The sequence below is a fragment of the Cylindrospermum stagnale PCC 7417 genome (assembly GCF_000317535.1).
Classification (GTDB): Bacteria; Cyanobacteriota; Cyanobacteriia; order Cyanobacteriales; family Nostocaceae; genus Cylindrospermum; species Cylindrospermum stagnale.
This window is the reverse complement of the sequence record NC_019757.1, coordinates 1820883-1846178: the sequence shown is the minus strand read 5'-3', so window position 1 is coordinate 1846178 and position 25296 is coordinate 1820883. Positions and strand designations below refer to the sequence as shown.

At 41.2% G+C, this 25296-nt stretch carries 18 protein-coding genes and 2 tRNA genes; 4 read left to right on the top strand and 16 right to left on the bottom strand.

Translation table 11 applies throughout. From position 1 onward, the window contains the following. Positions 1–5: 5 nt before the first annotated feature. The 7 genes from cls to CYLST_RS07515 all read right to left on the bottom strand — a co-directional run bounded on the left by cls (position 6) and on the right by CYLST_RS07515 (position 7740). Complete coding sequence (gene cls, locus CYLST_RS07545) at positions 6–1448, bottom strand: cardiolipin synthase (protein WP_015207113.1); 1443 nt, start codon at positions 1446–1448, stop codon at positions 6–8. Position 1449: 1 nt separating this feature from the next. Then, positions 1450–2295: an endonuclease/exonuclease/phosphatase family protein gene (locus tag CYLST_RS07540; protein WP_015207112.1), complete on the bottom strand. Its 846-nt coding sequence runs from the start codon at positions 2293–2295 to the stop codon at positions 1450–1452. Between the two features lie 282 nt (positions 2296–2577). Further along, on the bottom strand, positions 2578–3627 hold the full coding sequence (gene speB / locus CYLST_RS07535) for an agmatinase SpeB (protein WP_015207111.1): 1050 nt from the start codon (positions 3625–3627) through the stop codon (positions 2578–2580). Between the two features lie 73 nt (positions 3628–3700). Continuing rightward, positions 3701–5194 (bottom strand): FAD-dependent oxidoreductase, encoded by a 1494-nt coding sequence (locus CYLST_RS07530; RefSeq protein WP_015207110.1) that lies wholly within the window; start codon positions 5192–5194, stop codon positions 3701–3703. A gap of 237 nt (positions 5195–5431) precedes the next feature. Beyond that, positions 5432–5911: a HEPN domain-containing protein gene (locus CYLST_RS07525; protein WP_051056106.1), complete on the bottom strand. Its 480-nt coding sequence runs from the start codon at positions 5909–5911 to the stop codon at positions 5432–5434. Further along, positions 5896–6924, bottom strand: coding sequence for a DUF262 domain-containing protein (locus CYLST_RS07520; RefSeq protein ID WP_015207108.1), 1029 nt, complete (start codon positions 6922–6924; stop codon positions 5896–5898). Before CYLST_RS07520 ends, CYLST_RS07525 begins: the two co-directional genes overlap by 16 nt. A 273-nt stretch (positions 6925–7197) precedes the next feature. Then, a complete protein-coding gene (locus CYLST_RS07515) occupies positions 7198–7740 on the bottom strand; it encodes a Uma2 family endonuclease (RefSeq protein WP_015207107.1) in 543 nt (180 codons plus the stop codon). Between the two features lie 415 nt (positions 7741–8155). Between CYLST_RS07515 and CYLST_RS07510 the strand changes: the two genes are divergently transcribed. Continuing rightward, entirely contained in the window at positions 8156–9883 is a 1728-nt protein-coding gene (locus CYLST_RS07510) for a putative bifunctional diguanylate cyclase/phosphodiesterase (protein ID WP_015207106.1), read from the top strand. Positions 9884–10151: 268 nt separating this feature from the next. Here the strand turns inward: CYLST_RS07510 and CYLST_RS07505 are convergent, their stop codons facing one another. The 5 genes from CYLST_RS07505 to CYLST_RS07480 form a co-directional block, all read right to left on the bottom strand. Then, the gene (locus tag CYLST_RS07505; protein WP_015207105.1) at positions 10152–11813 is read right to left on the bottom strand and encodes an RluA family pseudouridine synthase; all 1662 of its coding nucleotides are present in this window, start codon (positions 11811–11813) and stop codon (positions 10152–10154) included. A 68-nt stretch (positions 11814–11881) separates the two neighbouring features. Next, positions 11882–13048, bottom strand: coding sequence for a leucine-rich repeat domain-containing protein (locus tag CYLST_RS07500; RefSeq protein ID WP_015207104.1), 1167 nt, complete (start codon positions 13046–13048; stop codon positions 11882–11884). 29 nt (positions 13049–13077) lie between these two features. After that, entirely contained in the window at positions 13078–14406 is a 1329-nt protein-coding gene (locus tag CYLST_RS07495; RefSeq protein ID WP_015207103.1) for an SDR family NAD(P)-dependent oxidoreductase, read from the bottom strand. Between the two features lie 106 nt (positions 14407–14512). Further along, a tRNA-Glu gene (locus CYLST_RS07485) sits at positions 14513–14586 on the bottom strand. A 28-nt stretch (positions 14587–14614) separates the two neighbouring features. Then, positions 14615–14688 (bottom strand) — tRNA-Gly (locus CYLST_RS07480). Positions 14689–15123: 435 nt separating this feature from the next. On the opposite strand from CYLST_RS07480, the gene CYLST_RS07475 reads away from it, so the two are divergent. Continuing rightward, positions 15124–15519: a DUF1499 domain-containing protein gene (locus tag CYLST_RS07475; RefSeq protein WP_015207102.1), complete on the top strand. Its 396-nt coding sequence runs from the start codon at positions 15124–15126 to the stop codon at positions 15517–15519. Between the two features lie 5 nt (positions 15520–15524). Here CYLST_RS07475 and CYLST_RS07470 read toward each other — a convergent pair whose 3' ends face one another. Beyond that, positions 15525–16610: a glycosyltransferase family 4 protein gene (locus CYLST_RS07470; RefSeq protein WP_015207101.1), complete on the bottom strand. Its 1086-nt coding sequence runs from the start codon at positions 16608–16610 to the stop codon at positions 15525–15527. A 619-nt stretch (positions 16611–17229) separates the two neighbouring features. Between CYLST_RS07470 and CYLST_RS07465 the strand changes: the two genes are divergently transcribed. After that, a complete protein-coding gene (locus CYLST_RS07465; RefSeq protein WP_245587476.1) occupies positions 17230–17964 on the top strand; it encodes an ABC transporter permease in 735 nt (244 codons plus the stop codon). Between the two features lie 263 nt (positions 17965–18227). Here CYLST_RS07465 and CYLST_RS07460 read toward each other — a convergent pair whose 3' ends face one another. From CYLST_RS07460 to CYLST_RS07450, 3 genes are all read right to left on the bottom strand, one after another. Then, positions 18228–19409: a catalase family protein gene (locus CYLST_RS07460; protein ID WP_015207099.1), complete on the bottom strand. Its 1182-nt coding sequence runs from the start codon at positions 19407–19409 to the stop codon at positions 18228–18230. Positions 19410–19685: 276 nt separating this feature from the next. Further along, positions 19686–21314, bottom strand: coding sequence for a peroxidase family protein (locus CYLST_RS07455; RefSeq protein ID WP_015207098.1), 1629 nt, complete (start codon positions 21312–21314; stop codon positions 19686–19688). A gap of 72 nt (positions 21315–21386) precedes the next feature. After that, positions 21387–22412 carry a DUF2235 domain-containing protein gene (locus CYLST_RS07450; protein ID WP_015207097.1) on the bottom strand — a complete coding sequence of 342 codons (1026 nt, stop codon included), beginning with the start codon at positions 22410–22412 and terminating at the stop codon, positions 21387–21389. 1005 nt (positions 22413–23417) lie between these two features. Here CYLST_RS07450 and CYLST_RS07445 point away from each other — a divergent pair. Next, complete coding sequence (locus CYLST_RS07445) at positions 23418–25277, top strand: bifunctional serine/threonine-protein kinase/formylglycine-generating enzyme family protein (protein ID WP_015207095.1); 1860 nt, start codon at positions 23418–23420, stop codon at positions 25275–25277. The last annotated feature ends 19 nt before the right edge of the window (positions 25278–25296 follow it).

Genomic DNA, 25296 nt, shown 5'->3' with positions numbered 1-25296 from the left:
ATAATTTAAAGCAATGGAGTGACTAACCGAGATATTCTCACAGCTAACTTAAACCAGAAAGGTTTTCTTTTGTACTCAGATAAATCAACAGTAACAGAGACAGCCAAATCATCTTCTAACATTTTCTCGACACTTTCAACAAAGCGATGCCCTGTTACAAAGCCCATTACTTCAAAATTGAGGAAAAAAGAGCGATTATCTAAGTTAGTAGTGCCGACACCTGCCATGTCATCGTCAATGAGGATGATTTTTTGGTGCATGAAACCTCTTCTGTAGCGAAATAGCTTGATACCAATCGTTGCTAGCTCGGTGTAGTACGAGAAAGAACATAGATAAACAAGTAAATGATCGGCGCGGTTCGGTAAAATAATTCGCACATCTACACCGCGCATTACTGCCAACTTTAAGGCTGACAAAGTTGATTCATCTGGGACAAAATAAGGGCTGGCAATCCAGAGACGAGTTTGAGCTAGATTAATTGAATTAACGAAAAAGAGGTTACAAGCTGGTAGCTTATCTGCGGGGCCTGTAGGTAGCATAAATGCGGTTTGGTTAAATTCGTGATTAACTTTTACCTGCCACTTAACTTCGAGAACTTTTCGCTTCGCCCAGTACCAATCTTGCAAAAAAGTTGCTTGCAAAGTTTGGACAGTCGGCCCTTTTAGCATCATGTGGGTATCACGCCAAGGACTGAGGCGGGGATTTTTTCCTAAGTATTCATCACCAATATTCAAACCACCGACAAATGCTGTTTCACCATCCACTACCAAAATTTTGCGATGATTGCGAAAATTGAGTTGCAGACGATTGCCTCTGCCTTTGGTAGTGTGGAATGCACTCGCCTGTATTCCATTTTGTTGAAGAGAGTTAATATAAGAGCGAGATAGTTTGTTTGAACCAATTTCATCGTAGAGAAAGTAGATGTTTATTCCTTGTTTTGCCTTGGTAATCAAAGCATCCTTAAACTCGTTCCCGGCTTGGTCATCAGCCACGATGTAGGATTGCAGTAGAATATAATCTGTTGCTGATGCGATCGCATTTAACATCGCTGCATAGGTCTGCTGGCCATTGATCAGCAATTCAGCCGCATTGCCTGAGGTGAAAGAAGTGCCTGTAAAAGCCTCAGCCAGCGCTTGCAATGGCGCTAAATTGTCTGGTAGTGCCACCTTAAATTTAGCGAGTTCACTGTAAGTCTGGCCAACGAGTTGATGATGTTGGTCATAAACTGAGCGCAAAGCTTCGCTATATCCATGAAATTTAGTCCTGCCGAGAATCCAATACAATGGAATTGCTAGCCAAGGAAAGGTGACTAAAGATATACCCCAAGCGATCGCACCTTGAGAAGAACGCACATTCATCACCGCATGGGCCGCATGAGCAATTCCCAAGATATGAACCACAACCGCAGCTGCGCTAAAAAAAGCGAGAATACCACCATCTACAAGCATTTTAATTCTCTTTGGTATCCATATAGGCAAATTCTGCTAGTAATGGACTGTGATCGGACGATAAAAACTGGTCTAGCACTTTAGCACCGGCTTTTTTCTCACACAGTCCTCGGTAAAAGATATAGTCTAGAGGCGGTGATAACAGAAACCGTTTAATTTTCTTGCTCTCATGGGGTGCAAAATCTACTGGTTCTAACCCCAGTTGAGTAACCGCCTTACCCAGGATATCTGCTCTTTTTTGACTCCAGGTATTGAAATCTCCTGAAAAGATCAGGGGTCCACGATGTGCTGATATTGCTAATTGTAATTCATGCAATTGTGTTTGGAATTTGTCTAAATTTACAAAATTGATTAGATGACTATTGATAGCTAGGAGAGTTTGTTTTTTATTAGCTAGTGGATACTCGGTAATGAGGGAAACTTTAGGAGTTTGAATAATCGGTTCATGATGGCTAGTGATGATTGATTTTTGGGTTAGTGGACTGGTTTTAGCCGCCGTCAAAATTCCTGAATAAGTCTGATCATGAGTATCGATAAAATTAGGGGCGAAATTCCAACTCATATCTATCAATTCTACAACCTTGTCTGCATCCATCTCTAGGTTGAATTCTTGCAAAAATATTAGGTCTGGTTTGTATTGCTGAATAATGTTTAAGAAATCTCTCACCCAAATTTCATCATAATTTTTCTTAGCAATGTTCCAACTCAGAACTTTAATTGAGGCATTATTCAGTTCTGTTTGGAGTATCTGTTTGCTATTAATGGTAGATTTTTGCGAACGAATAAATCGCTGGGATGGAACAAATTGTTTTGTAAAAGTATCTATGTGTTCTTTGAGACAAAACATCACTGTTATTTAACTAAATTTTATCTAGCTTAACGCTATTACAGCAGTTTTCGATTGATTAGACCACAGTGTAGAGACGTTGCATACAACTACAAGATATGTATTTCATTCACATGAAAACCACTCTAACTAGAAGCCTAAAGGCAGCCAATTACATCAAGTTCAGAAAATTACCTTTCATTTTCCAAGAACCCCACGTCGCTTTTAGCTGGCGCTAAAATCTCCCCTCTTTCCCGTGGTAGAGGGGATTAAGGGGTGGGGTTCTTCGGGTTTAATCAGCAATCAATTGCTAAATTGTTTCTGCGATAAATCTAGCAAATTCGCCAGCTTATAAACAATCCTGGCCCCCACATTCCCATCCCACTCAGCATCACCAACTTCGCAGAGATCAAAACCTATAATCTTTCTCCCACTATTTACCAACTCCCGAAATAAACAAAAAGTCTGCTCTAATTCCAGTCCACCAGGGACAGGTGTACCTGTACTTGGGCAAAGTTTAGGATCTAAACCATCAGCATCAAAGCTAATGTAAACATACTCAGGTAAATGACTGATAATTTCTCGACAGATATCAATCCAAGTCGCCCCAGAATAAAGTTTTTGTTTGATAGCTGTATCGTAATAAGCCACAATTCGATTATTTGATTGGTTAATTAGTTGTACTTCATCATGGCAAATATCCCGCACTCCTACTTGCACTAATTTAGAGATTTGCGGGATTTTTAACCCATTAAACATGATTGATCCATGAGAAAACTCAAATCCCTCATAAGCATCGCGTAAGTCTGCATGGGCATCTATGTGCAAAATGCCAAAATTTGCATATTTAGTGGCTAATGCTTGGAAATATCCTAAAGGTGAACTGTGATCACCACCAATGACTGCAACTTGTTTACCATTGTTAATTGCTGCTTGAGACTGGGTAAACAGCCATTGATTCACCTGTTGACAAGCTTGATTAATTTCTGTCAGCACAGGTGTTAAATCTGGTGTATCTGTCAGTTGTTTACCTTCTGCCAGTCGTTCAATAATTTTGGTAGCTTCGGCGCGATAATATTTATTTTTATCTAAGATATCTTGGGGAATTTCTACCAAAAAAATTCCCTGTTTCCAGCCATCAGGATGATCAAAATCGAACAAATCCAGTTGCACCGAAGCATCCAAAATTTGCTGCGGCCCGTTGGCGGTACCAGCGCCATAGGAAACAGTGACTTCCCACGGTACAGCGAAAACAATCAGGTTTGCAGACTCGTAATTAAAAGGTAAACCAAGGAGATTACCATTTTTTTCACCGACGCTGCTGGGGTTGTAGTCCTGGATTTGATTACTCATCGATTTCTGGATGTACGTGGGCAGACAAAACGCCGCTTGCTAGACATCTGCATTGTAACAGTCGTAGGGCATCTTAAAAATTGCGGCCATATACCCTTTGGTTGTACTCCTGCCACTCTTTATCTGACAACTGGGCAAAGCGTGTTAATGTTGCCTGTTGGATATATGCCATCATTGGGCGGCGAATATGCTCATATTTCTCGAAGGCTGTGGCGATCGCTTCTTGATTATCCCATTGATCGTTCTCTGCAATATTAGCGATTAGTGTAACAATTGCTAAAGCATCTTCTAACCCTTGATTAGCACCTTGGGCCATGAAAGGGGGCATTCCGTGGGCTGCATCACCAACCAATACAACTCGGCCTACACTCCAAGCTGGTTGAATTTTCGCAAAATCGCCTTCAGAATTGGCTGTGCTAGGAAATCGTAGAGTATCGGCAAGAGTAGCGGGGTGAATGTAATACGGACGCTGCTGCATATTGCCAGGAGGAGATAGACTGACTAATTGTTTGAGGTTATCGGGAAAGCCAGCCTTTTCTAACTCTGGCATCGCTAAATTAATTAAAGCACTTCCAGATTTTCCTTGTAACGAGTCCAAAGGCAAAGCCAGATGCATGACGTACCCAAGTTGACCGCTGGGGCCACAAAATAAAATCATGCTAGGGTCTTCCATACAGCCAGAATTTGCAGATATTTCCTGATTCCTAACTGTCAAAATTCGTGAGTCCTGAAAGAATTTTTCTGCTATTTCTGTCGCTAATTCCTTGGGTATCTCGGTTATTTCCAGACAATTTATGGCGGTAAACCCAGAATATTTGGGTCGTGCAAAAGCGCGGTATGGGCTATCGGCGTAAAGCACTCTACGTACAGTGGAGTTAATCCCGTCGGCGGCAACAATTAGCTTTGCTCGGATTGATTTTATTGCTGATTTTTGGGAGATAGAGTCTGAATTCTGGGGCTGGGTTTCTTCTGTCCAATAGGCATAGGGGTTGGCTTCTATGCTGCTATCAGATACACAATCTATCCGCACACACCCAGATTCTGGCTCATCTACAACATTGACACAACGGTGATTAGCTTTAACGCAGTCTTGAGGAAGTAAATCTCTGAGGGTGGTCTGCAATTCATACCAAGGAATCGGCACTCGACCTTCTCCATAATCTTGGAACCAGCGATCATACTCAAGCGGAATTGAGCGAGTTGTCTGTCCCTGGAAGTTTTTTGTAACCCACGCAGGTGAAGTCTTTGGCGGTTTTTGTTCAATAGTTTTCTCGTCTTTTGACTGCTGGGAATTAAAGAAGTCAAAGCCAGTTTTTTTGACGTTTTCGTAAGCGTGAAGAGCTAAATATTTGAGGGCTTTTAATCCATTGGGGAGAAGATCTAAAACCTGACCAACTTGACGAAAGGCGCGAGTTTGATCAATCACTAAAATATTTTCAATACCACGCTGGCGTAAGCCAAGGGCAGTTGCTAACCCAATCGGCCCAGCACCTACTACTATCACATCATAGATGACCGTAGGAGCAGCAGCAGAGATGGTTGATATGTCTGTATTATGTTCTGGCATATTTATATACAGGAATAGTAGATGTAAGCTGGATAATTAGGGGAGTCATAGTACTCTAGTAAGATATCATCACAAAGGGATATCAAAATCACAGGCAATAAGTTAGATATTTTGTTGCCATTTAGACATATGATTCAAACCTTTAACTCTGTTTGGTTGAAAAAAGTCTTTAGCACAATCCTATGTTTAGAAAAACCAATCGCCGGAATTTACTCAAACTCCCTCTGAGAGTAGTTATCACCTGATGATATCTTCTAAGATTTCTACAGCTATTTTTACATTGTTATAGTATTTTAAAACTCTAACATAAGTGATATCTCCACTCTTACCATGCGCTATGCTATGCCGATTAGTAACTATGCTATCTAAAGCATCCTTTATTTCACCAGTGATTCGACTCTTTACTTGAATCTGATTTTCAAAATCTGTTGCCCAAGCTTGACTGAACTGCTTTAGTATCAGTATAATTTTGTTAGTCTTGCAATTCGTTATATATCTGATTTCAGTTTCAACGAAATTCTGAATATAGGTTGAGGAATGTTTTCTAGCATATTCTTCTAATAAAACTCTCAGAGACTCTTCAATAAATCCTGAAACTAGAACGCATAAATATTTTGACCATTCACTCTGATCTTTAGGATTAGAAGTAGATTTAACTTGATTAAAGAGATTATCTATTTTTTGCCTGTGAGCTAGGATTTTTACATTGTTTGACATAAATTTTTGTAAATTTGACAAACATAATCTAGCCTCGCCATTAAATTTTTTCTACTAGTTGTAAAGTACTTAGATAATGACCAGAAATGCTCATCTCTAATGAGTGCTTCATAAAATTTTTTGAAGGTTTCACATTTTAAACCATGTTTTAACTCTTTAGCAGTTAAAAGCATTATATGCTCGAAAATAATGCTATTGAATGATTTTTTATGATAAAAAACTTTTGATCCAAAACAATTATCAAGAAACTGAATTGTGTTCAAGAAAATATCTTGCATCTCGGTTTTTGGAATTTGCTCTAAATTTTGATTTTCTAGCATAAAATCATTGAGAAAATCTACCATATTCCCTTTGTATTCTTCAAAATTGAAGTGCAGAGCCAAAAATCTTAGTATCAGTTCTTGTTCATTCGCTCGATTATCATCTTTACCATATAGATGCCGCCAAGTTTCATTTTTTACTAATTCTTGAAGTAATTCACTAAAAGCACCATGATAAATGGCATTACGAATTTCCTGGGAACTTAAAGAAGTACCAGTAGTGTTCAGTCTTTCAAACAGATAAAATATTCCGTTTGAATCATAATTTTCAGAGATAATTATGCAGTGGATAATCGCGTTATCGAGATTACGACGTTCAGATGGCGGTAAGCTAGAATAAGTTAAACCACTAAGAGCAGGTATAACACCTTTAAGTTTGAATACTTTTCCTTCAGGAAAAGATTCTTTGTAAAAGTACTGCAATGTTTTTAGTCGCTGCTGTCCATCTATCACAAGATATTTACTAGAAAACTTGTCTCTAGCCAAAAAAAGTGCAGGAGTGGGGAGTCCCAGTAACAGAGATTCAATAAAGCGTGATCCTTCTTCTTCTTTCCAGACATATTTCCTTTGAAAGCCTGGAATAATGAAATCTTGAGCTTCCATTCTTTTAACCAAGACATCAACAGGGAAATCAGCCCCGTAGTACTCTACGTTTAGTTTGGTATTTTCATTTTCAGCAAGATTGTGGTTCATGGGTGCTTTTTTATTTACTTGAAATTGTTCTAAATACTAGATTCCTTCTTCGCCAAAATCCACATTACATTATGGCAGAGTTGAGGGATGGTAAGCACAATACTTTTTTTAAGAACTGCACTAATAGCGACATATACAACAGGCTGTATGTCTAAGGATTTGTGCATAGTTTTGGGTGAGCTTGATATCTAACGACAAGCCCTTGCTAGTCTACGCTCATATTTGAATTATAGTCACAAACCAAAAGGGTGTTGTGCGACATTCGCCCCATACTCACCCCAAAAGCCGCTCAACTGACACCTGAATGTCTGCAAATGCCAATGGTGTAAGCATTCCCTCGCTGATGGTTTGTACTGTAAGGTATTTACCGTTTTGTGGATCTCGGAAAATCATGGCATTTTTGGCAGCTAAATTCAAAACCCAATATTCCTGAATTCCCGCTTCTGCATAGATAGCAGCTTTAATCTCTATATCTTTCTTCAGACTTGTTTTAGCGACTTCTATAATCCAGAATATATCTTCAGGGTGAGGATGATGAGCGCCATATTTAGACTCTGGTAGCCGCACAATGGCAATATCTGGTTCAGGTTCCGAGAAAGATAGGGTAATCGGCCCATTGAAACGGACATCAGCTTTACCTGCTAGCAACTCCTCTAGGTATTTTGCGCCTCGTTTAGCTGTGCTGTAGTGAATTGGGGTTTCTGGACTCATTTCAACAATTTCGCCTGCTAACAACTCCACACGGCGATCGCGCAAAATACCCGCTTCGATCATCCGATGATATTCATCCACAGACCACTTAGCTAGCGTCTTCATTACAGAATCGCTTCTTTTCTAGACTTAACTCAATTTTATATTACCAGTAAGCATAAAAAAGTGATCTGCACCAAAGCACACGCTTTGAGCGTTCGGGCGGAGCGTAGCCTATTGCTTTCATTCACCCAAGTTTAATAGTAAATTTACCTTTGATTTATCCAAACTTTTTATTTAAATTAACCGAATCACGATAAGCAATTTAGATTTTAGATTGTGAAGTTAAATTTATTGAAAACTAACAGAATAAATATAAATAAATATATAAGTGTACAGCCGGATTGGGAAGCATAAAAATATCACCTTATATTGGGCTATTGCCATTGAGATTTATTCCCCTAAATTGTGAATCTAAGAGATGGTTTTGCCAAAATACGAGGCAATTATTTTACTAAGTAACAACCCCAGTTCATAAATTATGAAGCACAATCACACACTTAATCTGTACTCATCTCTGACTAATTTCGGATTGCTGAATAAAAGTTACATTGCCAAAATCATGTTGGTGACATTTTTAGGAACTCACGTGCCACTTTTAGTTTTAGTTTTCAGTTTTGTCACCTCAAATTCCTATTCTTGGGAGATGACGGTGCGAGTTTTGGTGATTGCTCTGTTAGCTACATTAGTAGGTACGGCAGCTACTCTTTATGCCCTACGCCTCCTCCTCGCCCCAGTGATTTTGACATCTGTGGCATTGCAAGACTATCTAAATACGAATACATTACCTGAATTGCCTACACAATTTGTTGATGAAGCGGGTACGCTAATGGCAAATACCTCACAAACTCTTCACAAATTAGATGAGTTAATTCACTACATTACTAACTACGATGACTTGACTGGATTGCCTAATCGGGACTTATTTTGCACTCGCCTACATCAAACCTTATCCCAACCTGACAAAGACCAGCGGCTCGTAGCTGTGCTGTTGCTGGGCATCGATGATTTCACTGGACTGAGTCATGCATTGGAGCATGAAACATCAAATTTACTTTTAAGAGCAATTGCCCAGCGTTTAACAACTTGTATGGCGCAAACAGATATCCTGGCCCATTTAATTGGAGATGAATTTGCGATCGCACGAATGGAAATTCCCACCTTTGAGTCTGTAATCAAGCTATCCCAATTGCTACTAAGTACCCTGGCAAAGCCTTTTTCTATTCAAGGTAGCCTGATTCGGATCACAGCCAGCATCGGGATGACAATTAATCAAGTAGATGATTCTAATAATGTAGATCAACTCTTGCAACAGGCTCGAATGGCGCTGTACCAAGCCAAGCAGCAAGGGCGCGGCCAATACCGGTTTTATTCGCCGGAGATCAATGCACATTTACAAGAGCAACTGGCGTTAGATAATGCATTACATGGAGCGCTTGAGCGCCACGAAATGCTGGTTTATTACCAACCCTTGATTGATTTGCACAGCAGACAAGTGACAGCAACTGAAGCGCTAGTTCGCTGGCAACATCCCACGCAAGGGTTAGTTTCTCCAGCAAAGTTTATTCCGATTGCAGAAGCCAATGGTTTGATCGTACCACTTGGGGAATGGGTATTGCGAACAGCCTGTGCTCAAAACCGTGCTTGGCAGCTTGCTGGACTTTCGCCAATTCGCATATCGGTAAACCTGTCAGCTCGACAGTTTGAACAACCGAATTTAGTGGAGATTGTCAGCCAAGTTCTTCAGGAAACTGGACTAGAAGCGTCTTATTTGGAATTGGAAGTGACTGAAAGCTTTCTGATGGCTGACATTCAGCAATCGATTAAAACCTTAGAAAAATTACGAGAACTAGGCATATCCTTGGCTTTAGATGACTTCGGCACCGGCTATTCCTCTCTCAATTACTTGAAGCGCCTTCCTGTTAATAAACTCAAGATTGATCGGTCATTTGTGCAGGATGTAATGTCCAATCCTGATAGCGCAGCTGTAACCGATGCTATCATTGCCCTAGCAAAGAGTCTCCGGTTAAAGATCACGGCAGAGGGTGTGGAAACTCAAGAACAGCTTGAATATCTGCAAATGCGAGGCTGCCACGAAGCTCAGGGGTTCTACTTTAGTCGCCCTGTCGCTACTGATACAATCCCCCAGATGTTGAAAAAAAGTTCTCAACAGTTGGAAATCTGCGGCAGCAGCGTCTTATCTGTATGATTTTTACTAATTAGACATCTCCAAAATAGAATATAGAGACGTTGCATGCAACGTCTCTACAAACAAAGGTTTTGGTAAAGTCCAAAATCATTTTCGTAGATAAAATCAGCAACGCCATTTTTTATTTGGAAGTCGCTTAGGGATTTCCAAGAAATAAATTACCTAATCTTGTGGGATGGGCCGGAAAGCCAGTCCCATATTCCGGGCTAGAAGCCCACCCCACAAGAAAATTTGGGATATTTTATGATTTGGAAGTCCCTGATGCTCGTCAAAATGGGGTTTCTATTTGCAAATGCAGAGTTTCCCCCGATTGCGGATGCTGAAAAATCAGTTCCCGCGCGTGCAGATATAACCGCTGGGCAACTGCACTGCAACCATAAAGGCGATCGCCTAATATCCTTATTCCCAATCCTCGCTCATCGGCAGCGTGAACCCGCAGCTGGTGGGTGCGTCCTGTCAGCGGTGTAAACTCTACACGGGTATACTCTCCAAACTGCGCCATCACCCGGAAGTGTGTCAAGCTGGGTTTACCCCGTTGTTGATCAACTTGTTGATAGGGGCGGTTTTCAGGATTTCCCCATAACGGTAATTCAATCACGCCTTGATCAGTTGTTACAGTACCGGCAAGTATGGCTTCATAAACTTTGTGAATCTGCCGTTGCTGAAATTGCCAACTTAGTTGACGATAGGTTAAGCGATCGCGTGCCAGCAGCAAAATACCAGAGGTTTCTTGATCTAAGCGATGCACAGATGTAATTGCCTCTTTTTCAGGCAACAGATGACGCAAGCGACTGAGAACACTGTCTTGGTTATGGCGATAACGTCCAGGTACTGAAAGCAATCCTGGGGGTTTGTTTACAGCAATCAGCCATTGATCTTCATAAATAATCGGCACCTCTCCCATCGTAGAAGCGGGGCTGAAGGCTGGGGGGTGAGGTTTTAATCCTGATAGCAGAAACCCCATTAATGGTTGACAGCGTTCTGCACAAGCGCCATAAAATTCTCCCTGAATTTTGTCTTGATTTGCTAAAGATGTTCCCCACCAAAATTCCGCCATTGCCAAGGGTTTGAGGTTATGTGTGGCTGCATAGTGCAGCAGCTTTGGCGCACAACAATCTCCTGTCCCCGTTGGCAAACCTCCTGGCATCAATTGCTGTAATGATAAGGATTGCCCAGAAAAATTAGTCAAACTGTAGGCGGCGTGCATTTGTGCTTGCAGTTGGCGAGATAGTGTTTTGCGCTGTTGTTTTAGTTCGCTAATTCGTTCATCTGCGGCTGTAATTAGCTGCTGGAGGGGCTGCAAAGCATCATTTTGTTCGCGTTTGAGGTGTCGGCGTTCAATTCCTTGCTGACGGCTTTCGGCATCGAGTTGTTCTAGGGCGATGGTGAGTGCTTCGGCTGTCAGGGTTTCGCAGATTTGCAGGCGTTTTTCTTGTCGTTGCTGTTTGCTGGCGCGATGGCTCATGCACATTGATTGTAACTGCTGCTCAAATTCACTCGCTATGGTTGCGGATTGTTGACGAACCGGGAGTTGCTTTAAACTAATCAGTTCTTGCTTAATCGCCTCTAATTCAGCTAAAGTCCGGGCTTCTTCTAAAGCTACTTGATCACGTCCGGGAATTGGTGTCACCCAACCTTCAACCACACTGCAATTATTCAACAAACCGGAAAAGGCTTTGATTACCCTTTGTTCACCTGTAGGTAGTTCCACTAGCAAAACTCCGTACATCTTGCCTTCACGGGAATAAAGGTGATTTTGGGTAAGCTGTTGCATTAAACCAAATGCAACAGCTTCTACCAAAGCAGTGCGGGGTAGTCTCAGTCGTTCGCCACTTTCGGGACAGCGCCCTTCGTAGTCATAGCTGGGGGGTGAGAGGAGAATTGTTGAGTTAGAGTTGAGGAAATGTGAAAGCGGGTGGAGAACTACCATACGGCGCTTGGAATGTGAATGGAATAGATATCTTGTAGAGACATCTACAGTGTGGTTTCATCCGAAAACTACTGTATCTGCCCCCGATATACGCTCTTAATCAGGGCAACATCACGAGCAATAGCCAAATCTTTCTCTAGTTCTAAGTTAAAATTGCGTTGGATTAGTGCTGTAATCTGCGAATGCTGTTTACCATCAAGAATCAGTTGGCGGATTGTTCTGTTGTGCTGCAATCCAGCAATCAGGGAAAGTTTACCCTGTTCTGTGATGCCATTACGCCGCAGATTGATTTTTCGGAGAGTTTGGTTATTTACCAACAAATTAGCGATCGCCTCTGCACCCGCATCACCCAGCGAGTTAGCAATTGCACCAAGCACTCGCGTTGATTGACTATAGCCCAAATCCACATTTACTAATGCGGGATGTTTTTGGATAGCTTCGATTAAGCGAATTCCCCCTTGAGGCGTAATACCATTACTAGCAACTCCAAGTTCAACTAAGGTATGATTCTGCTGTAAAGCTTCAGCTAACGCCACAGCACCAGCATCACCCAAATCATTAACGTTAAGCAAAATTGCCTTAATTGCCGAGTTTTTTCTGAGTAAAGTTGCTAGGAGTTGCGCCCCTTTACAATCAATTTGATTTCCTCCCAAATATAAACGCTCAACTGTACGATTTTGATGAATTAGAGCATCAATTATTATCGCCAACCCTTGATCACCAATGTTAGTATTCACTAAATCAAGGGTGCGGATACTGTGATTATGACATAGCATCTCAGCAATAAAACTTGCCCCCGATAAACCAATAGGGTTACGCTTTAGCCATAGTCCTGTCACGGATGTATTTTTAGTCAAGGCGTTAGCTAGTTCACTAATATCTGCAATCTGATTACAGCCTAGATAAACAACTTCTAAATGCTGGTTGCATTCAATCAACTTGGCCACATCAGCAGCCCCAGCATTACCAATACCATTAGTACCCAAAAGCAAACTAGCGATCGTCTTATTAGCTGCTAATGCTTCAGCAATCGGCTGAAATCCCAAATAACCAAGACCTTGTTTGCACAAATCTAGTCGCCCATCTGGCATCACTATACCACGGGGAAAGGTTGTTTGTCGGGTCACAGGGATATTAGTTTGCAGATGTTCAATTAAAGGGAAAATTGCCTCCAGCACATCGGATGCTGTTTCCATAACATCATGAATTGGGCAATGAATAATTTGTTCGTTCATATAATTTTGGATTTTAAATTTTAAATCGCTTACCAAGGGTGTGGGGCATAATCTTTGAGAAAATGACCATACAAAGGCTCGGCAATATCTTTCAACCCTTGAACAATCGGATCATAAATCCGTGCCATCCCATCAATTACATCCAGTGGGGGATAAAAGCCTCTAGTTTCCTGTAAATAAGTTTTTTTATTGTATGGATTTTCATCAGTAATCCAGCCAGTATCAACGCTGTTCATAAAAATGCCATCATGGGCATAATCTGCTGCTGATGTCCGAGTCATCATGTTCAAAGCAGCTTTAGCCATGTTTGTATGAGGATGGTATACCGTTTTATTTTCCCGGTTAAATTGCCCCTCCATTGCCGATACGTTAATAATAAAACGTCGCTCAAATGGCGATCGCATGATTAACGGCTTCAGTTGACTGTTGAACATAAATGGTGCTACGGCGTTGACTAACTGCACCTCTAACATTTCCATTGTATTCACTTGTGCCAATTTCATTAGCCAACTATTGCTAGGTCGCATATCTAATTGTTGACCATCTGCATCAAAGGTATTAGCTGGAAAATAAGCACTGGTTGTGGAAAGGAGATTGCTGTAGTTTGGTTGCGTTTCTAGTAAACAATTCTGTGGGTTTTCTTCCTTTGCCAACAGATGTTGATAGAATTCCAGAGGACGTTTGATAGTTTGAGCGGCGTTGTTGATGATGATATCAATTGCCGATTCCGTCTGGCAAAGATGCCCTACAAATGCTTCCACAGCGGGAATATAACGTAAATCTAGCCCATGTATTTGCAAATGCGATCGCCATTCGGCAAAATCAGGTTCCTCACTAAAGCGGCGTACACTATCACCAGGAAACCTCGTTGTAACAATCACCCTAGCACCATCGCGGAGCATTCTTAATGCCACCTGATAGCCAATTTTCACCCGTCCCCCAGTCACCAAAGCCACACGTCCAGTTAAATCTGTTCGCTGACTACGCTGGTCATAGTTAAATGCAGCGCAGGTGGGACACAGGCAATGGTAAAAGAAATGAATATCGCTGTAAGGTGCTTTGCAGATATAGCAGTTTTTTGGATTATTCAGCTTTTTGGTGATTAACTTAGAGGCATCGGGTAAAGCCACCGGGGGTTTTGGAAAATGTTGGCTTTGTACCATTAAAGTCATCGCCTGAATCTGTCTGTCTTCAGCCTTTTCATGTTGCTGAATTGCCCGACGCGTGCCTTTCTTGCCATTTTTATAAATTTTAGCAATCAGACTTTTACAACGCTCATGAGAATTAATCAGCGTCGGATCTTCTGATATCTGCTGCAAAACCTTGAGACAAATTTCCAATTCCTCTGGTGGAATCATTCTTCCCCTCACTAGTGTGACAAGTGGAGACTGGGAGGAGTTGAACCTCCAACCTTGGGTTATGATTCCCCTGCTCCTCCGTTGAGCTACAGCCCCCGTAAAATGTTGGAAGGGGTGAGATTTGAACTCACAACCTCTTGAGTGAAAGTCAAGCGTTTTTCCAATTAAACTACCACTTCCATATTACAGTGTAGTACATTATTTTTTTTGGAAGGGGTGAGACTTGAACTCACAACCTCCCGATTGGCTGTCGAGCGCTCTTCCAGTTGAGCTACCACTTCCATACTACAGAGTAACAGGTTATTTCTATACTGATGAATCACCATTTACTAACTTTTGTTACAGGTGTTGGGTTACTCATCGTTTAGCTCATTTTCTCAGCATTAACTGAAATGGGTACTCAACTACCTGGGAAGAAATAAAGAAGGGGTAAATATAGATAAAATGTCTGCTTTTTATTTAGACTAAATTAATACACTTATTTATCGAGACAATGCCAAATGAGGTATCCAAATAAGAACCAGATTAAAATAGATTCCGCAACCCTGATTTTCATTTTCATTGCATCTGTCTAGACCCTCTTACCCCTGCTGATAGCTGGTTTTTCCAGACTTTTGGACTACGCCTAGAAAATGACAGAATCCTCTTAATATATGTAAATCCTGGTAAACTATACTGGATAACAGTTGAATTATTTCTTTACCAACATACAGCATTATGATTTTTGCAGGACAAAGACCAAGTAATTTAGGTGTTCGTGACGGTAGATTAGCACCCTGCCCTAACAGCCCTAACTGCGTTTCCAGTCAAAGTTCCGATCCCACACACCAAATTGCACCGTTGACTTTCACAACTACCCCAGAAAAAGCGATCGCCTTTCTCGAAAGAATCATTCAGTCCTTACCTAGAACTAAGATAATTACTGAAAGTGAGGATTATATATATGCAGAATTCAAAAGTGCTTTGATGGGATTTGTAGACGATGTGGAATTCTATCTAGACCCTAAAACTAAGGTCATCCAAGTTCGTTCGGCCTCCCGCTTGGGCGAAAGCGATTTAGGGGTAAATCGCCAACGCATAGAAACAATTAGAGCTAAATTCATCTCAGTTTAGACTGCCTAAGTGCGGCTCTTAGCTAAACCGGCAAAACTCCGGGAATGGCCATTCTTAGCAAATTTTTCGGCTAAGACTTGTTGATAAACCGCCTCATAGCCATCGGTCATCTGCTGCACACTAAAATGCTTTTCTACATACTGCCGACAAGCATAGCGGTCTAAATCGGCTATTTTATCAAGCGCACTAATAAACTCTTCTGTGTTATTGCAGAGAAAACCTGTTTCTCCGTGGGTAATTACTTCTTCAGTAGACCCTAGTTTCATCGCAATCACTGGCGTACCCGAAGCCATTGATTCTACCATCACCAACCCAAAAGGTTCCCGCCAGGTGATGGGGAACAAAGTTGCCACAGCCCCTCCCATCAAGGCATTTTTTTGAGTATGGTTAGCTTCACCTAAATACTGAATTTGCTCGCCGTCAATATGCGGTTTAATTTCCTGCTCAAAATATTCCACGTCCACCACATCCACCTTACCTGCTATTTTCAACCGCCAACCGGCTTTTTTAGCAACAGCAATTGCTAGATGCGGCCCCTTCTCTGGAGACAACCGACCCAAAAACGCCAGGTAAGGAGGATCTTCTGGTTGGGCGTGAAACTTATAACTACTGACATCAATACCGTTGTAGACCGTGGCTACATAATTCAGCCCTAACCTGGGTTCCTTTTGTGACTGGGAAATATTGATATAGGGTTGTTTCTTCGCAAATTTAAACATCTTTTCGTTGTCAGGTGTAAAAATCCCGTGCAACGTGTGAACCGTGGGTGTGTTGACAAGATTGACGTAGGGCAGTGTCCCATGTCCCAAATGGGAGTGAATAATATCAAACTCTTCTGCCCGCTCGTAGACTGTAGCTAGTTGTAGCGAGTCATAGATAGCGCAATCTTTGACAGTAGGATCAAGTCGAAGCGCACGGGGATGAACTGACACTAACTTTGCCAAACTGAGAGAATCTCCCGATGCAAATAGGGTAACTTCGTGACCCCGTCGGACTAATTCATCAGTTAGCAATGCTACGACCAACTCTATGCCGCCATAAGCTGGAGGTGGTACTCTCTCCCATAATGGGGCAATTTGAGCAATTCGCATGATCAATCTCCTAAGCTATCAGACTGGAATTAACGGTGTTTTTTCTGTTTAAATAGTGCATTTTAGTGATTTTTTCTGCACCACAAACCTACTTAGAACACCAACTAGATAAATATCCGCTTCAAAATCTTATGCCTTTACTTCTAGATTTATCGTCTACCTTAGGTAGGGACATTATCCTCTCCTAAAGAGGTAAAATACCTGCCAAATCATCCAAAAGAAGAAATATGAAGTACCAAATAAAAAGGGGTAAGATTTGCTTGTAACTGTACCACAGTCAAAATTATTTTTGGATTTCTCTCTTCCCCTTTCGTTAAAGAAACTCAAACAAATATAGCTAAAATACCTTTAATTTACCTAGGGCTTCTGCTCTAGAATGCTGCATAACACCAGTTAACACAAGCTAGGAAACCCGATGCCCAACTCTGATTGACTTTTAATATAAAATGTGGTACTTTAGTTGTCGATCATAAAAAATATAAATATTAAAAACCCACGACGTTTAGTCGTGATGCTGTCCAGCGCAAACTTCCCACAAAATTTTATGAATATTTCTCAGCATCAAAAAAAACCGCGTGTCCCATGGCAGGCGGTTTTATCACTACTGGTATTTGTATTTATGTACCTGCCTATTGTGGTACTTAGCTTTTATAGCTTCAATCAGTCACCCTACAGTGCAACTTGGCAAGGATTCACCCTTGATTGGTATCGCAAACTGTTCAGTGACGATCGCATTTTATCGGCTTTGAACAATAGCTTAATAGTTGCCTTTAGCGCCGTGTTGGTTTCCTCAGTCCTGGGAACCTTGATGGCGGTGGGGTTGGCACGTTATGAATTTCCGGGGAAAAAATTATATCGTGGTATGTCTTACCTACCCTTTATGATTCCCGATATTGCGATCGCCGTTGCTACCCTAGTCTGTCTAGCAGCATTTGCCATCCCCCTGAGTGTGTGGACAATTGCTGCGGCTCATGTAGTCTTCTGCCTTTCCTACGTTGGGCTAGTAGTAAGTTCACGACTCACCAACTTAGATCCCCACTTAGAAGAAGCTGCGCTTGATTTAGGCGCTACACCAGTACAAGCTTTTATCCAAGTCTTACTACCGCAATTAATGCCGGGAATTATCTCTGGGTGCTTACTAGCCTTTGTCCTCAGCTTAGATGATTTTCTCATCGCCAGTTTTACTTCTGGTAGCGGTTCTAACACCCTGCCAATGGAAATTTTTAGTCGCATCAGATCAGGAGTCAAACCTGATATTAATGCTCTCAGTGTGATGTTAATTTCTGTATCTGCCACCGTCGCTGGTATAGCTGAATTTATTCGCGCGAATGCTGACAATCAAAGCTCTAGGTAATGTCAGTTATCAAGTTTGACATCGTCCCGCCATCATAGTCGATTTTAATACGGAATATGAGGTGTTCCCTGAACACGCTCCTGCTGAAGAGGAAAATATCCTCAAATAACTTCTATTCCAGCTAACTCAATCATTTCCTGCGTAACGCTTCTCTACGAGAGGCCTCGCCAACGCGAACAATACGTCCAGCAATCTACCCCTCCTTGTTGAGAGGTAGATTCCCATACTTTTAGTGGGATAGGTTCATCAATTGCTGTGAAAAGTCAGACAGTGGGTTCCTGGTATTTGACTCCTCGTTTATTATGACGGGACTCAGCAACAATAGGATAAACAATGCTGCGTAACCGATTAATCGCACCGACAGGACGATGCACTGCTAGACCATTCCCAGGAGAAAAACTGAGATTTTCCCCAAAGTTACTTTCTTGGGGAGAATCAACCTTTTGATGCTTAACTGTCAGACGACCAACTGTAAAGAAAGGTGCTTCCTCTTCATTCCAAGGAATGGTGGTATCATCAATGGACATCTCTGGGCTAGTTTGAAATTGGATTTGAAAGTCCCAGGTGTATTCAGCATCAGGCTTTGCTAAAGCTTGAATGATATCCTCTCGGTAATAGTTGTCCTCTGAACCTGAGGCTTTGGCGTTCTTAAGTTCACTTTCTGGTCTGGACTCTAGAGGAAGATGTTGATGAGGTGGTTGACTGGAAACCGGAATAAATCCATATTTAATCACAGCCGGATATTCCACAGGAACTCGACCTGGTTTGTAGGGATCAAAATCAGATTTGAGTCCCACAGAATACGCCGAAGCACTCCAATAGCGTTCTATGAGCAAACTCTTAGGAAACCGTTTGAAACTGGTTTGTAAAAGAGTGGATTCGTAGGGATGCAACTTTAGCCATAAAAGCACCAACAGCTTAAAAAGCGGAAACAACCCTGCTCGATAAATCGCCAAGAAAAAGCCGTAGAAGTCTTTAATAGTTCTAACAAAAAAGAGTTCGGTATTGTGGACAATAATATCTTGGGTTTTTAACTCGTGACTTTGCGGTAGTCGTTCTCCTTCTACCCCTATCACTTTTACGGACATAGAGCGCGTATCTCCTTCATAATCACTCTTGACTGAGAACGCACCACTTGCAAATCGTAGCCAAACCGGATATTGTTTCGGTTTGGCAAATAAACCTTGTTTTAGGGAAATTGCAGAAAGTTGAGCTTCAGTTAATGAGGTGCGTTTGCTCAATTCTTGCTTAATTGCTGCTTCATCAAAGTCAAAGATTTCTAGAGTACCTTGAACAGCAGCGTGGGTTTTAGCGTGAGTATCTCTCTTGGCAATTTTTTTCTTCTCACCTCCGTAAAGATTGTCCATGTTCTTTTTGACTAGCTCACTCATAAGAGCGCAATATTTAGCTTCGTCTTTTTCTGGATATTCTGTAAATAGTTTCATGTTTTTCAAGTAGGGTTAATGAATCAATTGAGTTTATTTTAAGCTGCCATCGCTTGTTTGCTGTTATTACTCACCCAGCTTCGAGGATTTGTGCAAAAAAATAAACCGTCAGATATTCGTAGTGGCGTGGCAAGACTTATGTACTGCATGATGCTTTTCTTGTAGAACGGGCGAGACGCCTGTTTTGGGCGGGCAAGATGCCCACATCACAAGAACTATATTTTATGCATTATTTTAGCCTGGCCACGCCACTACAGAATGGGATATTACAATTTCTTAAAGGTCAAAAGTAACTTTGTACTTCTTGCCTGATGGAGGCACATTCCGATTCACTAAATCTGAGACGGTTTTGGTATTTTGAATAATTTCCCAACCCACAGGAGAAAAAGTGTCTTTATTGAAGATATTGGGTGATAGTAAAGAATTAGTCAGAGCCTCAGAAAAGGCATCAATTCCAATTATGCGTGCTACTAGGGGAGGAATAGTTGAATTTTGCCGCACCTCCTCGGCGTAGATTCCCACATAAAACTCAATATTATCAACATGACCATATAATTCTTTGAGTTTCTTCTGAGCAAATTCATTGCTGGTAATTTGCTCAAATTTAGTCACTCTGGGGAAACCGCACAATTCCCGATAATCGTTGTAGCTTGCTAATTGCAGTTGTCGTCCTAGTTTGATTGAGGGTAATTCGGTTAACTCAACTAATATATCAGGTGTGTTGAATAAACCAATTCTTGTACCTGCTTGGGAACAAGTTTCTTCCATCAATGCACCTAAACCTTGGTCAATAAACAGCTTATTGTTCCAGAGAGTGTCAGCAATGTGAGTTGGTTGACCGTTATATTTAAAGGTTTCTGGAATCGCACTATGCCAGCGATAAACAAAGTCAAATTCAATTGCCATCCAATTGGGGCGATGCCAACTTTCCTTAGTAAAAGCTTCAGGATCAGCAAACAATTTGAAGTGGTAAGGAGTTATGTGGTTAATGTACTCTTCCATGATGATTTTAAGAATCATCGCCATGAGAATATTTCTCGAAGTTTGGAAGAGCCGTTCATCATCCCAATCTGGATAATTGCTGGCTAATACATCACAAAGACGATTATGTTCACGGATACACAGAGTATTGAGCATGACATAGCCAATTTGCACATTTGCTCGTTCTACTCCCATCGCGAACAGATATTGTTTTTTATCTGTGGGCTGTCTTTTTTCATCATTGATGGGTTCATAAAGACCGACAAATTGAGGGTCAACTATACCCTGCGCTGGGTCGGCATAATAAAACAAGGGATATTCTTCTTCTACACCATCTTGGCGCTGGAGTTTCTGAGTTTTAAATTTACCTCCTTGAAAGGTTCTTAAAAGATGTGTTTGTTTTCTGGTTAAACCATAAACATTAGATAATTCAATTTCATGGTTGGAGGTATTTTTTAATTTATTATAGTTATCAATGCGGAGAAAACTATCAGTGAACCACTGCACCCAATAGGGAAACAGCATAGTTGATTTGCTAGAATAAATGGTTTTACCATCTCTTTTACGGAATAAAATAGCTAGGTCTTCAACTTTTGGTAGATTGCCCTCAGCGTTTAACTTTGGATCTGGTGGCAGATGGCGTCCTGTATAAGTGCGATCGTTGAGTGATTCCCAGGAAGTATAAGTATCAGTTTTCTTAGGAATTTTAGTATCAGGAATATACTCATCTAGCGTCATCATACTGTAGGGATTAGGACGAGTAGGAATTTTGTAGATGAGACTATTAATCAAAGCTTTATTAACTTTCCGGGCAATAGATTTGTTGCTTTGGAGAAATTGCCAAATACCTTTAAAGTGGGTTAAAACATATGTTTGAATTTTGTTATTTAACCCATCTTTGGATGTGTCTCTTTGTGCCGCCATAATTGTTTTTACCTTCTGGTTTCAAATTCTATATTCAATGTACCCTAAATCTCTTGGCTTCAATTGCTCAGTTCATTCAACTTTATTTAGTTTGGCGAGAATCTTTTGTAGATTTTTGGGTCGATAGTCACCGCGACTTTTCAAACGGTTGAGCACGCTTTCATGAAGGTCTTCAATGGTGTCGCTGACATCACGAAACTTGATTCCTGCCAATTTAAAGAATCCAGCATCGTTCTTAAAGTCACATTCATAATTGGGGTTGATGCGTGTGGGAATCAAATTTGGATCGAGGTCAAGCCCCAATTTCAAGTCGCCGATGGAATCAATCATCCACTGTAAGGCAGTATCTGACAACCCGATGTGTTCTTTCTTACCACCGCCGATGCAGCCGTGTTCACCCGGAAACCACTTTTGAATTAACCGCTGGTTTTCAGCTTCAGGATGCTTTTTCATAGGGGTGACATCAAAGATTTCGCGGATTTCGTCGATCGCCATCGCGTGTAATGCATTCCCAATAAATTTGTTTAAAGTGGTGTCGTGGAATCTGTACCGCTGATTTAGCTGATTTAGCTGGTTGCTAAACCTTCGGAAAGCGGGTAGCCCAGGAATACCAAGGGCGCCAACGGTGTCAAAACAACCAAGCAAGGTGATGGGGACGCGATCGCCATAACTTTCACGGTATTCTACTGCTGCCTTATCCCTGGGTTTAACTCCCCGGTTACGGTAAAGCTCGTAAGCTTCATGTGTTTTCGTGACGTAGGGGCGCTTTAGGAGACCGGAGCAATAGATCATCCCCGCTAGACTCCTAACTGTGTAAGCACCGCGACTGAAGCCGAACAGATAGATTTCGTCACCAGGCACATAATTCAGGCTCAGAAATCGGTAGCCATCTTCTATATTTCTATCGATTCCTAATCCGGTAATTCCGCCTAAAAGTTTTTGACCTTCGGTGCCAATGCCCTCGTCATAGAAGACGATTTGTGTAACCCCGTCACTGGCGATCGGTTTCACGGATTGAGCCAGCTTCACCACATTGGTTGGGTAAGGATTCGTTAACTGTTGCCAGGTTCCATCACAACAAATAACAAGACGTTTCATAGTTCTATTTCAAAGTCTGTGAGAAATTTAGATCAACGTTTGATCAAAATGTGGGTTCGGCATAGAGCCAGGGCAAACGCATTTGAACTAGCCTTGAAAAAAATTCTGCTCAATACATAACTGAAGTATCAAATTCATCATGTTATCTCACTATTTGCTTAGGATCGCCATCCTAAATGAGTCGTGAACTTATTTATATTTTATAGTGGATGTTGGGTGACGATGCGGTTTGAAAATCTGTTAGCGTCATCAGTTAATTACCCCGTCTAAATCAACCTAGAAGATATTCACAAACTATTTAGGATTGCTATGGGATTTGACTAATAGGTATTATTCTTGATTGTCTGAAAAAAATCAAGTAGCACAGCCTCTTTTGCTACTTTGGGATTATGCCCTAGGTAAAAAGCTTGCGGGGCTTGAGTTTTCAGATTTTGGCTATGTATAAATTTTATTTTCTCCCAGGAATTAAAATAAAGCTCCAAACCTTGCTAGTGGTTGAAAAATTTTTTACATATTTTTATTAAGATAATGCAAAATAGTTAAGAAAATTAACCGAAAACTTCAGGAAATTAACCGAAAACTTCTCATACTTAGACAGAAGTTAAGACAGTTAAGGGAGTTCCCCAAAATAAACGAAGAAAGAGAAAATCAAGGCAACTTTTAAAAAAAAACTAGAGATCGGGTAACTTAATCTCTTGCTGAAACTGGATTTTTGTATGTGGTTATACCATATTGTTTGCTGAGTAATCTAGGATTCTCATTATAAAAATTTACACCGATTTGCTCTAAATTAACTATCCATCTACTTGACATAATCGACTGTTTCTCCTAATATTATTTTATGGTCGAAATCTGTGCGCCCATATATATGCAGATTTAATACTTAAGCTCAGATAAGTCTCACTATTGATACACAACTAAAGATAGTTCCTTCGTCTTTATTTTTGTTTTCAAGTAGATAATACTGGGGTTCTCTTTGGAAAAGATGCTATTTACCCCTCATTTATGCAAATCTGCCAAAATCCCAATTGCTCAAATCCATTCAACCCTGACAGCAATAAATTTTGCCAAAGTTGCGGACAAGGCAAATTTAGTAACCTCCTGAGAAACCGCTACCGTGTATTGAGATTATTAGGTGAAGGCGGGTTTAGTAGAACCTATGCCGCAGAAGATGCAGATAGACTCAACGCACCTTGCGTCATCAAGCAATTTTTTCCCCAAGTTCAGGGAACAAGACAACGCAACAAAGCAGCAGATTTTTTTAAAGAAGAGGCTTTTCGGTTGTATGAACTAGGAGAAAATCATACTCAAATTCCCAGATTGCTAGCTTATTTTGAGCAGGCTGCTAGTTTGTACCTCGTACAAGAATTTATTTTAGGGCCAACTCTTTTAAAAGAAGTTCAACAGCAAGCTTATAGCGAAGCAGAAATTCGCAAACTGTTAAGTGATTTATTACCAGTTCTTGAATTCATTCATGAACATAACGTTATTCATCGGGATATCAAACCAGAAAATATCATCCGCCGTGATGCTGATGGCAAACCTGTATTAATTGACTTCGGCGGCGCCAAGCAAGTAACACAAACCAGTTTAGCCAGACAAGCTACAGTAATTTATACCCTAGGTTATGCCCCAACTGAGCAAATGGCTGGATTTGCTTGTCACGCCAGTGATTTATATGCCTTAGGCGTAACTTGTGTCCGGCTTTTAACACAAGATTTACCTTCACATAATGCTTACGGTCAGATTAATGATCCTCTTTATGATGCCATGAACGCTAAATGGTTATGGCATGAACGATTACTAGAAAAAGGCATTACTATCAGCGATGACTTAGGGAAAATTTTAGATAAATTGCTGAAGCATTTTCCTAGTGAGAGATATCAATCAGCAGCAGAAGTTATCAACGACTTAAAGTTTACAACATCCCCTGTGACACTAAAATTTGCGGTAATGCCCCAACCACCATTACCGCCTTCACCACCACCAACACAGCCAAAAGTAAAATTACCGTTACCGCCTTTAAAAAGTTTTGATTTTCATGTAGTGACAGTAGATACAGCCGGTAGAGAAGTTAGCCGAGATAGACGCAGTGCAAAATTATTGGCGGAAGAATTGAGTAAAGCCATCACTCTAGAAATGGTATCGATTCCTGATGGTATATATATGATGGGCTCGCCAGAGTTGGAAGGAGACGCAGATGAACGTCCCCAACATCAAGTGATAGTTGAACCCTTTTTTATGGGGAAGTTTCCGATTACTCAAGCACAATGGCGGGCTGTGGCAGCTTTACCTAAAATCCAACAAACTTTAAATCCCAACCCCGCTAAATTTAAGGGGTTAAATCTACCCGTAGAAAATGTATCTTGGCACGAAGCTGTAGAATTTTGTGCTCGGGTATCGGCAAAAACTGGACGCGATTATCGTTTACCGAGTGAAGCTGAATGGGAATATGCTTGTCGCGCTGGAACTACGACATCATTCCACTTTGGCGAAACCATTACTGCTGATTTGGTTAACTGTAGCGGTGGCGATACTTATGCTGTGGAAGCAAAAAGCAAATTCCGCAAACAAACAACAAGTGTCGGCAGTTATGAGGTGGCAAACGCCTTTGGATTGTATGATATGCATGGGCTAGTTTGGGAGTGGTGTGCTGACCCTTGGCATAACAATTACAATGGCGCACCGGCTGATGGTAAGGTTTGGGAAATTGGCGGTGATGAACATCGCCGGGTTTTGCGCGGTGGTTCTTGGAGTTTCAGTGCAGAACTTTGCCGCAGCGCTAGTCGTAGCTGGAATGAGTCTGACGGTGGGTTGAGGATATGCGGCTTTCGGGTGGTATTTTCTGCTGAAGAGATAATTTAGGTTTTTGGGTGAAATTGAT

Bases quoted from the DNA above. Each gene is read 5' to 3' on its own strand.
- cls (WP_015207113.1), bottom strand. From the start codon at position 1,448: ATGCTTGTAGATGGTGGTATTCTCGCTTTTTTTAGCGCAGCTGCGGTT.
- CYLST_RS07540 (WP_015207112.1), bottom strand. From the start codon at position 2,295: ATGTTTTGTCTCAAAGAACACATAGATACTTTTACAAAACAATTTGTT.
- speB (WP_015207111.1), bottom strand. From the start codon at position 3,627: ATGAGTAATCAAATCCAGGACTACAACCCCAGCAGCGTCGGTGAAAAA.
- CYLST_RS07530 (WP_015207110.1), bottom strand. From the start codon at position 5,194: ATGCCAGAACATAATACAGACATATCAACCATCTCTGCTGCTGCTCCT.
- CYLST_RS07525 (WP_051056106.1), bottom strand. From the start codon at position 5,911: ATGTCAAACAATGTAAAAATCCTAGCTCACAGGCAAAAAATAGATAAT.
- CYLST_RS07520 (WP_015207108.1), bottom strand. From the start codon at position 6,924: ATGAACCACAATCTTGCTGAAAATGAAAATACCAAACTAAACGTAGAG.
- CYLST_RS07515 (WP_015207107.1), bottom strand. From the start codon at position 7,740: ATGAAGACGCTAGCTAAGTGGTCTGTGGATGAATATCATCGGATGATC.
- CYLST_RS07510 (WP_015207106.1), top strand. From the start codon at position 8,156: ATGAAGCACAATCACACACTTAATCTGTACTCATCTCTGACTAATTTC.
- CYLST_RS07505 (WP_015207105.1), bottom strand. From the start codon at position 11,813: ATGGTAGTTCTCCACCCGCTTTCACATTTCCTCAACTCTAACTCAACA.
- CYLST_RS07500 (WP_015207104.1), bottom strand. From the start codon at position 13,048: ATGAACGAACAAATTATTCATTGCCCAATTCATGATGTTATGGAAACA.
- CYLST_RS07495 (WP_015207103.1), bottom strand. From the start codon at position 14,406: ATGATTCCACCAGAGGAATTGGAAATTTGTCTCAAGGTTTTGCAGCAG.
- CYLST_RS07475 (WP_015207102.1), top strand. From the start codon at position 15,124: ATGATTTTTGCAGGACAAAGACCAAGTAATTTAGGTGTTCGTGACGGT.
- CYLST_RS07470 (WP_015207101.1), bottom strand. From the start codon at position 16,610: ATGCGAATTGCTCAAATTGCCCCATTATGGGAGAGAGTACCACCTCCA.
- CYLST_RS07465 (WP_245587476.1), top strand. From the start codon at position 17,230: ATGTACCTGCCTATTGTGGTACTTAGCTTTTATAGCTTCAATCAGTCA.
- CYLST_RS07460 (WP_015207099.1), bottom strand. From the start codon at position 19,409: ATGAAACTATTTACAGAATATCCAGAAAAAGACGAAGCTAAATATTGC.
- CYLST_RS07455 (WP_015207098.1), bottom strand. From the start codon at position 21,314: ATGGCGGCACAAAGAGACACATCCAAAGATGGGTTAAATAACAAAATT.
- CYLST_RS07450 (WP_015207097.1), bottom strand. From the start codon at position 22,412: ATGAAACGTCTTGTTATTTGTTGTGATGGAACCTGGCAACAGTTAACG.
- CYLST_RS07445 (WP_015207095.1), top strand. From the start codon at position 23,418: ATGCAAATCTGCCAAAATCCCAATTGCTCAAATCCATTCAACCCTGAC.